Annotated in this window: 11 protein-coding genes; 8 read left to right on the top strand and 3 right to left on the bottom strand. The window is 43.9% G+C overall.

Going from position 1 to position 9,054, the window contains the following annotated elements; translation table 11 throughout:
• Positions 1 to 40: 40 nt before the first annotated feature.
• Positions 41 to 277: a DUF378 domain-containing protein gene (locus tag Q5C82_RS12330; protein WP_003220771.1), complete on the bottom strand. Its 237-nt coding sequence runs from the start codon at positions 275 to 277 to the stop codon at positions 41 to 43.
• A 230-nt stretch (positions 278 to 507) separates the two neighbouring features.
• On the opposite strand from Q5C82_RS12330, the gene Q5C82_RS12335 reads away from it, so the two are divergent.
• The 5 genes from Q5C82_RS12335 to Q5C82_RS12355 all read left to right on the top strand — a co-directional run bounded on the left by Q5C82_RS12335 (position 508) and on the right by Q5C82_RS12355 (position 5,305).
• Entirely contained in the window at positions 508 to 1,671 is a 1,164-nt protein-coding gene (locus Q5C82_RS12335; protein ID WP_003220773.1) for an iron-containing alcohol dehydrogenase, read from the top strand.
• 102 nt (positions 1,672 to 1,773) lie between these two features.
• Positions 1,774 to 2,946: an iron-containing alcohol dehydrogenase gene (locus Q5C82_RS12340; RefSeq protein WP_003220775.1), complete on the top strand. Its 1,173-nt coding sequence runs from the start codon at positions 1,774 to 1,776 to the stop codon at positions 2,944 to 2,946.
• Positions 2,947 to 3,057: 111 nt separating this feature from the next.
• Positions 3,058 to 4,410 (top strand): glucose-6-phosphate isomerase, encoded by a 1,353-nt coding sequence (locus tag Q5C82_RS12345; protein ID WP_003220778.1) that lies wholly within the window; start codon positions 3,058 to 3,060, stop codon positions 4,408 to 4,410.
• Between the two features lie 58 nt (positions 4,411 to 4,468).
• Positions 4,469 to 4,840 (top strand): hypothetical protein, encoded by a 372-nt coding sequence (locus Q5C82_RS12350; RefSeq protein ID WP_079996639.1) that lies wholly within the window; start codon positions 4,469 to 4,471, stop codon positions 4,838 to 4,840.
• Between the two features lie 60 nt (positions 4,841 to 4,900).
• Complete coding sequence (locus tag Q5C82_RS12355; RefSeq protein WP_003220782.1) at positions 4,901 to 5,305, top strand: YugN-like family protein; 405 nt, start codon at positions 4,901 to 4,903, stop codon at positions 5,303 to 5,305.
• On the opposite strand, the gene Q5C82_RS12360 is transcribed toward Q5C82_RS12355, so the two are convergent.
• Together Q5C82_RS12360 and mstX are read right to left on the bottom strand one after the other, a co-directional pair.
• A complete protein-coding gene (locus Q5C82_RS12360) occupies positions 5,302 to 6,288 on the bottom strand; it encodes a TrkA family potassium uptake protein (protein WP_003220785.1) in 987 nt (328 codons plus the stop codon). The genes Q5C82_RS12355 and Q5C82_RS12360 overlap by 4 nt on opposite strands.
• A complete protein-coding gene (gene mstX, locus Q5C82_RS12365) occupies positions 6,285 to 6,617 on the bottom strand; it encodes a biofilm formation protein MstX (protein WP_003220787.1) in 333 nt (110 codons plus the stop codon). Before mstX ends, Q5C82_RS12360 begins: the two co-directional genes overlap by 4 nt.
• 47 nt (positions 6,618 to 6,664) lie before the next feature.
• Between mstX and Q5C82_RS12370 the strand changes: the two genes are divergently transcribed.
• Genes Q5C82_RS12370 through Q5C82_RS12380 form a run of 3 tightly spaced genes read left to right on the top strand, consistent with a single transcriptional unit; the run spans position 6,665 to position 8,986 of the window.
• Entirely contained in the window at positions 6,665 to 6,928 is a 264-nt protein-coding gene (locus tag Q5C82_RS12370; RefSeq protein WP_003220789.1) for a hypothetical protein, read from the top strand.
• A gap of 44 nt (positions 6,929 to 6,972) precedes the next feature.
• Complete coding sequence (locus tag Q5C82_RS12375; RefSeq protein WP_003220791.1) at positions 6,973 to 7,650, top strand: zinc metallopeptidase; 678 nt, start codon at positions 6,973 to 6,975, stop codon at positions 7,648 to 7,650.
• Between the two features lie 43 nt (positions 7,651 to 7,693).
• A complete protein-coding gene (locus Q5C82_RS12380) occupies positions 7,694 to 8,986 on the top strand; it encodes a hemolysin family protein (RefSeq protein WP_013308040.1) in 1,293 nt (430 codons plus the stop codon).
• Positions 8,987 to 9,054: the final 68 nt, after the last annotated feature.

Raw genomic sequence — 9,054 nt, forward strand, 5'->3', positions numbered from 1 at the left:
GAAAAAAGCACCGGACAGGAATGTTCGGTGCTTTTTTATCCTATCGCATTTCAGGATTTGCTGCCTCTTCACGTGATCTTTCCTCGTTTGGTTTAAACAGCAGACCGAGGTTGATTAATCCGGCGATTCCGACAAGTCCGTAAATGATGCGGGAAAGGGCTGACCCTTGGCCGCCGAAGATGGCCGCTACTAAGTCAAATTGGAAAAATCCGATCAGTCCCCAGTTAATAGCGCCAATGATCGTTAAAACAAGACAAATTCTTTGAATGGTACTCATGTTTTGCAACCTCCTCCATGAATTATTAAAACAGTTATAGATTGTGACATATTGGAGAATCTATACATGCATTCTCCATATTGAGGGAAACCGGTCTGCCCTCACCTATATCAGTTTCTTTCCCAGCATCTTTCCATATAAAACCGAGCGATATGTTGGCCGGTGAGAGCTGATTGCTTTACATGTAGTGAGGACATTCTGCATAATAAAAAATCTAAGGAGGAGATGTCATGCATAACTTTACATACTGGAATCCGACCAAATTAATTTTCGGGCGCGGAGAAGTGGAAAGACTGCCGGAGGAACTCAAATCTTACGGGAAAAACGTATTGCTTGTCTACGGAGGCGGAAGCATTAAACGCAGCGGCCTGTATGATCAAGTGATTGAACAGCTAAATAAAGCCGGAGTGACCGTGCATGAATTAGCAGGTGTAGAACCGAATCCGCGTGTGTCGACTGTTAATAAAGGTGTTGCCCTTTGCAAAGAACATCACATTGATTTCTTGCTGGCTGTCGGAGGCGGAAGTGTCATCGACTGTACAAAAGCGATTGCCGCAGGAGCGAAGTATGATGGTGATGCGTGGGATATCGTCACGAAAAAACATCAGCCGAAGGATGCTTTGCCATTCGGAACTGTATTGACTCTCGCTGCAACTGGTTCTGAAATGAACTCAGGCTCGGTTATTACAAATTGGGAAACAAAAGAAAAATACGGCTGGGGCAGCCCGCTCGTATTCCCTAAATTCTCGATTCTTGATCCGGTGAATACGTTCACCGTTCCTAAAAATCACACGATTTACGGTATGGTTGATATGATGAGCCACGTATTCGAACAATACTTCCATCATGTATCAAACACGCCGTATCAGGACCGTATGTGTGAATCACTTCTGCGCACAGTCATTGAAACAGCGCCTAAGCTGATCAATGATCTCGAAAATTACGAATTGCGTGAGACGATCCTATACACAGGAACAATAGCATTAAACGGCATGCTTTCTATGGGTGCAAGAGGGGATTGGGCCACTCATAATATTGAACATGCTGTATCAGCCGTTTATGATATTCCTCATGCCGGCGGACTGGCGATTCTGTTCCCGAACTGGATGAGACACACATTGTCTGAAAACCCTGCCCGCATGAAACAGCTTGCTGTTCGCGTGTTTGGAGTAGAAGAAGCTGGTAAAACAGATAAAGAAGTTGCACTTGAAGGTATCGATAAGCTGTCTGCGTTCTGGACAAGCCTTGGCGCTCCGAACCGTCTTGCTGATTATGATATTAATGATGAGCAGCTTGACACAATTGCTGACAAGGCTATGGCTAACGGTACATTCGGCCAATTTAAATCACTCAATAAAGAAGATGTACTTGCCATTTTGAAAGCATCTTTATAAAAAAAGGGGAAACAGCCGTTTGGCTGCTTCCCTTTTTCTTTTTGTCTGCTTATGTTACAATTGAAAATCTGTTTTTTTACAGCATCATTTGGAGGTTTTACCATGGAAAATTTCACTTATTATAACCCGACGAAGCTGATCTTCGGAAAAGGTCAGATTGAACATTTAAGAAAAGAATTAAAACAATACGGCAATAAGGTGCTGCTTGTCTACGGCGGCGGCAGCATTAAACGCAACGGTCTCTATGATCAAGTTACAGGCATTTTAAAAGAAGAAGGCGCTGTTGTTCATGAGCTGTCAGGTGTAGAGCCGAACCCGCGTCTTGCAACAGTGGAAAAAGGCATAGCCCTATGCAGAGAACATGACATTGATTTTCTGCTTGCTGTCGGCGGCGGAAGTGTCATTGACTGCACAAAAGCAATTGCTGCCGGCGTTAAATACGACGGCGACGCTTGGGATATTTTCAGCAAAAAAGTAACAGCAGAAGATGCGCTGCCGTTTGGCACTGTTTTAACTCTTGCTGCGACAGGCTCTGAAATGAACCCTGATTCCGTGATTACAAACTGGGAAACAAACGAGAAATATGTATGGGGCAGCAATGTGACTCATCCGCGTTTCTCGATTTTAGATCCTGAAAACACGTTCACTGTCCCAGAAAATCAAACAGTTTACGGCATGGTTGACATGATGAGCCACGTATTTGAACAGTACTTTCATAATGTTGAAAATACGCCGCTTCAGGACAGAATGTGCTTTGCGGTTCTGCAGACGGTCATCGAAACAGCTCCTAAGCTTCTTGAAGACCTGGAAAACTACGAACATCGTGAAACGATTTTGTATGCAGGTACAATCGCTTTAAACGGCACGCTCCAAATGGGCTACTTCGGCGACTGGGCTTCTCATACAATGGAACACGCTGTTTCAGCTGTGTATGATATTCCGCATGCGGGCGGACTTGCGATTCTGTTCCCGAACTGGATGAGATACACGCTTGATACAAATGTCGGCCGCTTTAAAAACCTCATGCTCAACATGTTTGACATTGATACTGAAGGCAAAACAGATAAAGAAATTGCGCTTGAAGGCATCGACAAGCTGTCTGCTTTCTGGACAAGCCTCGGTGCGCCTTCCCGACTTGCCGATTACAATATCGGAGAAGAAAAGCTTGAGCTGATTGCTGATATCGCAGCCAAAGAAATGGAACACGGCGGCTTCGGCAACTTCCAAAAACTGAACAAAGATGACGTGCTTGCCATCCTTCGCGCGTCTCTATAAACCCAGAGGGCGGAATCCAGTCATTCCGCCCTTTCTTCTTGACTTGATTTCACAGATGAGTTCATATAAAGTGAAAGATGAAAACATTATACCGTTATGGAGGGACAAGCAATGACGCATGTACGCTTTGACTACTCAAAAGCGTTGACTTTCTTCAACGAACATGAACTTACATACCTGCGGGACTTTGTAAAAACAGCACACCATAATATTCATGAAAAAACAGGCGCTGGCAGCGATTTTCTAGGCTGGGTGGACCTCCCTGAACATTATGATAAAGAAGAATTCGCGCGCATTAAAAAAAGCGCGGAAAAAATCAAATCTGATTCTGATGTATTGCTTGTTGTCGGCATCGGCGGTTCTTACCTTGGGGCGCGGGCTGCGATTGAAGCGCTTAATCACGCGTTTTATAATACTTTGCCAAAAGCAAAACGCGGCAATCCGCAAGTTATTTTCATCGGAAATAACATCAGTTCATCTTATATGAGAGATGTCATGGATCTTCTTGAAGATGTTGACTTCTCTATTAATGTGATTTCTAAATCAGGTACGACAACTGAACCTGCAATCGCTTTCCGTATTTTCCGCAAGCTTCTTGAAGAGAAATATGGCAAAGAAGAAGCGAAAGCGCGGATTTACGCAACAACTGATAAAGAACGCGGCGCATTAAAAACGCTATCTAACGAAGAAGGCTTCGAATCATTTGTCATCCCTGATGACGTCGGCGGCCGTTATTCTGTATTAACAGCTGTAGGCCTCTTGCCGATCGCTGTCAGCGGCGTCAACATTGACGACATGATGAAAGGCGCACTGGATGCGAGCAAAGATTTTGCCACATCTGAATTAGAAGAAAACCCTGCATACCAATATGCGGTCGTTCGCAATGTGCTTTATAATAAGGGCAAAACAATTGAAATGCTCATCAACTACGAGCCGGCGCTTCAATACTTTGCAGAATGGTGGAAGCAGCTGTTCGGAGAAAGTGAAGGGAAAGATGAGAAGGGCATTTATCCTTCTTCAGCTAACTATTCAACAGACCTTCATTCATTAGGCCAGTATGTACAAGAAGGCCGCAGAGATTTATTCGAAACGGTGCTGAATGTAGAGAAACCTAAACATGAACTGACAATCGAAGAAGCGGATAACGATCTTGACGGCTTAAACTATTTAGCCGGAAAAACGGTAGATTTCGTTAACAAGAAAGCTTTCCAGGGCACGATGCTTGCTCATACAGACGGAAATGTTCCGAACTTAATCGTCAACATTCCTGAGCTGAATGCATATACTTTTGGATACCTTGTATACTTCTTCGAAAAAGCCTGCGCGATGAGCGGTTATCTTCTGGGCGTCAATCCGTTTGACCAGCCTGGAGTAGAGGCATATAAAGTCAATATGTTTGCATTGCTTGGCAAACCTGGCTTTGAAGAGAAGAAAGCAGAGCTTGAAAAACGTCTGGAAGATTAATGTGAGAAAGCTGACTGGCATTTGCCGGTCGGCTTTTTATAAAATCAGAAAGGTGCTGATGTTCATGAAACAAATGTTTAAACATCTCATCATTGCCGGTTTTTCTGCGGCTGTTCTAAGTATCCTCATCTCCTTTGATGCCGTGTATACAGAGTTTTCTTCAAGCTTTGGCAGCACGTTATCACACTTTTTCATCCACGCCTTTCTTCTAATTGCTTTGCCGCTTGCGCTTTTTACCGATGCGGTACACCGGATGATGCAGTTAAAACGTTCTCATACTCTTTTCACTAAATTAGGACTCTATGCCGCAGTTGTTTATGTTTCATGGGAATCTGCTGCAGGGCTTGCAGCGGCAATGGCTGTTTACTTTTTATTTGAATGCGCTTTCTTTTCTGTTAGCCGTATGAAAGAAACAACGATTTCCATGTAGTGCGCCTCTGAATGAAGTCTTGTTCGGCAGGACAGGATAAGTGAAAAAGGGGCATTTTAGATGATTACAATACCTTCCGCGATAGATGGGCAGTCTTTTCTGCTTCAAGAATTGGAACAAGTAATGAAGCCGCTCGGTTATGTGATAAACGGCGGCTGGGAATACGATCACGGCTACTTTGATTATAAAATTGATGATACAAATGGCTATTTGTTTTTAAGGATTCCAGTCAATGCGGTACAGGGCAGTCTCGATGAACGCGGGGCGGCCGTTCGGATCGGAACGCCGTTTATGCTGAGGCAGGTGTTCCAGGCGGATCTTGATGATTATGCCGAGGGAGGTCCTTTCCAATCACTCTTTAATCAATTTTCCGAGCCGGAAAGGCGCGACGCGGAAATTGATCCGGCGTATTTGGATATCGGCGCCTCCCTTGTGAAAGAATTGGAGGATGTTCTGCTGCATTAGATCGCAAGGAATTGGTCTGTTTCAAGCACCTTGTATGTAAGAGGAGGGGAAATTATCGGCCCTTCCTCTTTTTGTACGCCGATAATTGTCGTGTTGTGATCAAGGAAATAGAGGACACACGTTTTGTAAGCGGCTCCCCTTAGATCGTTAGGAACAGGAAGAAGCTTCACATGCTGATCAAGTGTCAGGTTGATTCCGTTCTGATGTTTAGACGGACGTAATTTGATTTGGTAATGCTGCAGCATCGCCCGGCTGATAAATTCCGAAGTTCCGATGATTTGGTTGGCGCCTGCCCGCTCTGCATTGGTGACAAACCGGTCAGTCAAAATCTCAACGATGCAGTAAGCAAGGGGGTTAAGCCCTTTAACTGATAAAAGAATCAGCACTGACAGCATATCTGCTTCAGCTTCACTTTTATACTGATCGGCTGTAATCATCACTGATTCCGCTTCAGTAATATTGGCCCGTTTCAGTGTTTCATCATCGGCTGCGTGCCCGCGTATGAAATGGACGTTTTCGATAAGAGGGCCTTCTTTTAAAGATTCATCGATCAGTACAACCGTTTTAGAAGGGGCCATAAGCTGCAGGTCCTTCAGCAGCCGGTTTGTTTTTTCATTCCACCCGATCAGAATGATGTGGCCGCGCCCTTTGTAAGCGACTTTTCCTTCGATATAGCGATGCTGTCTGCTGAATGCGGCCGCTGATAATGTGGCGAAATATGCAGTGACAAAGCTTGCCCCGCTCAAAATCAGCAGTATTCCGGCCGCCTGTCCCAGCGGCGTGTGCGGCACATAATCTCCATAGCCGACTGTCGAAACGGTAACGACAGCCCACCAAATGCCCTCAAAAACCGAAGTGAACTGCTTCGGCTCAAGAATATAAATGATTTGGCCAAACAAAAGAATCAGAAATAAAATAATAACCCCGATTCGGATAAATAACGGCCACTTGAGCCATGAAATAAATATCCGATTTGATTTCATTCTTTTTCTCCTTCTTCAGATAATGAGATGGATAAAATTTGTTTAATAATCGTATTTAATTTCTCATTTAGCTTTTCCTGGCCGTACATATCTCGGGCCTGCTTCATTAAATCGGCGGTATCATCATCAAGCTGAATAAGAGGCTCATCGATTTCCGACTCATTATAAAGCTGAATAAATGCGTCCAGACCTTCATTCATTCGGTCGATTGCTGTGCTCAGCTGTTCCTTTTCCTCACTCGTCACTTTCATGGCTTCCATCACACCCGTGCTTTTTTTAAACAGTATGTCCCACTTCCGGTGATGTTTTTCAAAAAATGAACAAAACATATAAAACGGATTTCTCCATAAACTAAAACAAAAAGGATGAAAAATAGATGACGATCATTCAAAGAACGATCGTGGTTTTGATCGGTACGCAGCTGGCGGCATCCGCGGTGATTTTGTTTATTTTCGATTTGAATTCATATAATCACTTTTCCGGCAGCTTCTCCTGGCTTCGTTTTCTGAAAGAGCTTGTCGGCAGCTTTTCCTTTTATTTGTTTTCAGCAGGACTCTTCTTTCTGCTGATTGGAATGTGTACACCGAGCCGGAAAAAAAAGCGCTTTTCTGTACACGAGAAAGAAAACTCATTAAAATAATTGTAATAAAGAAAGATTTGATCATGGAAAAAGGATGATGAAAAATGCTGTTTATATTTTTAACAATAGCCGCATTGGGATTGTCGTTTTGGGCACAATTTAAAGTAAAGAGCAACTTTGAAAAATATTCAAAAGTGGAAGCCTCAAGCGGACGTACAGGGGCAGAAACGGCAAGACGGATTTTAGATATAAACGGTCTTTACGACGTGCCGGTCGAACCGGTAAGAGGCACTTTAACAGACCATTACGACCCGACAAGACGGGTGGTGCGTTTATCTGAGCCGGTCTATTATGGCCGCTCAATTTCCGCCATCTCCGTAGCTTCCCATGAAGTCGGACATGCCTTGCAGCATCAGGAGTCATACGGTGCGCTTGTGCTGAGACATAAAATCTTCCCAGTCGTGAATTTTGCATCCGGTGTAGCTCCTATGCTTTTCTTAGGGGGCATGCTTCTTGGCAGCCTGAATTTGATCGGGCTTGGCATCATTCTATTTTCAGCTGCTGTCTTTTTCCAGCTGATTACACTGCCTGTCGAATTCAATGCAAGTTCACGCGCGAAGCAAATTATTGTGTCAGAAGGATTCATCCGGAACAATGAAGAGAATGGGGTAAATAAAGTGCTGAGCGCCGCCGCCTTAACGTATGTGGCCGCCGCCCTGGTTTCCCTGTTTGAACTTCTTCGCTTTGTGATGATCTTCTTAAACGGTCGTAATGAGAATTAACGTTAAGGAGGTGGCCCCTTACCATTTATGGTAAGGGTTTTTTTTGCTTATATTACAATTGATCGCCATTTTTGTTTTGATTGGCATTACGGCTGTTTTCGTTGCAGCGGAATTTGCAATCGTCAAAATCAGAGGTTCAAAAATCAATCAGCTCATCGAAAGCGGAGACAGCCGGGCGCTTGCCGCACATAAAATCATCTCCAATCTTGACGAGTATTTATCAGCCTGCCAACTCGGGATTACAATTACAGCCCTCGGTCTTGGATGGCTTGGTGAACCGACATTTGAACGCATTCTTCATCCTTTATTTACAGCGGCAGGCATACCTGAACCGTTTAACCACATTGTCACATTTGTAATTGCATTTATCGTCGTCACTTTTTTGCATGTGGTAATGGGTGAGCTTGCTCCGAAAACGGTTTCCATTCAAAAGGCTGAAGCTGTCAGTTTATGGATTGCAAAGCCGCTGATCTGGTTTTATAAAATCACATATCCGTTTATTAAAGCATTAAACGGCTCTGCAAGTTTTCTTGTGAAATTGTTTGGCTTTCATTCAGTGAAGGAGCATGAGGTTGTCATAAGCGAGGAGGAACTGAGGCTGATCCTTTCAGAAAGCTATGAAAAGGGAGAAATCAATCAGTCTGAATTCCGCTATGTGAATAAGATTTTTGAATTCGACAACCGTGTAGCAAGAGAGATTATGATTCCGCGGACAGAAATTGCGGTCATCTCTCTGGAGCAGTCGCTTGAAGAAGCGATTCATCACATCATTAATGAACGGTATACACGTTACCCTGTCATTAAAGAAGACAAGGATCATATTTTAGGGATCATCAACAGCAAAGATATGTTTAAAGCTTATTTTCTCGGACAGCCGATTAAGCTGAAGCAGATTATGAGGCCCGTCATCAGAGTCATTGAAAGCATCCCTGTTCAGCAGCTTTTGATTCGCATGCAGAAAGAGCGGATTCACATGGCCATTCTCGTAGATGAATACGGGGGAACGGCAGGGCTTGTCACTGTCGAGGATATTATCGAGGAAATCGTCGGGGAAATCCGCGATGAATATGATCAGGATGAAACGCCGCATATTTTGAAAAAAGGCGAGCATCATTATGTGATGGATGGAAAAGCGTTAATAGACGAAGTAAACGATCTGTTCGACATTGCGATTGAAAACGAAGAAATTGATACGATTGCAGGATGGCTTCTGACGCGAAAAATGGAGCTGAAAGCAGGAGATGTGATACACGCGGAGGGGTGTGAATTTAAAATCCTAGACGCCGAAGATCATCACATCCGTTTTGTAGAAATTAAAAAAACCGACTTTTTATAAAAAGCAGCCGAAGATGGGACTGACCCCCGTTTTTGAGACAGGGATCAAAACACCTTTTAAACAGCCAA

Source organism: uncultured Bacillus sp. (assembly GCF_958411575.1).
In the GTDB taxonomy this organism is placed as follows: Bacteria; Bacillota; Bacilli; order Bacillales; family Bacillaceae; genus Bacillus; species Bacillus spizizenii.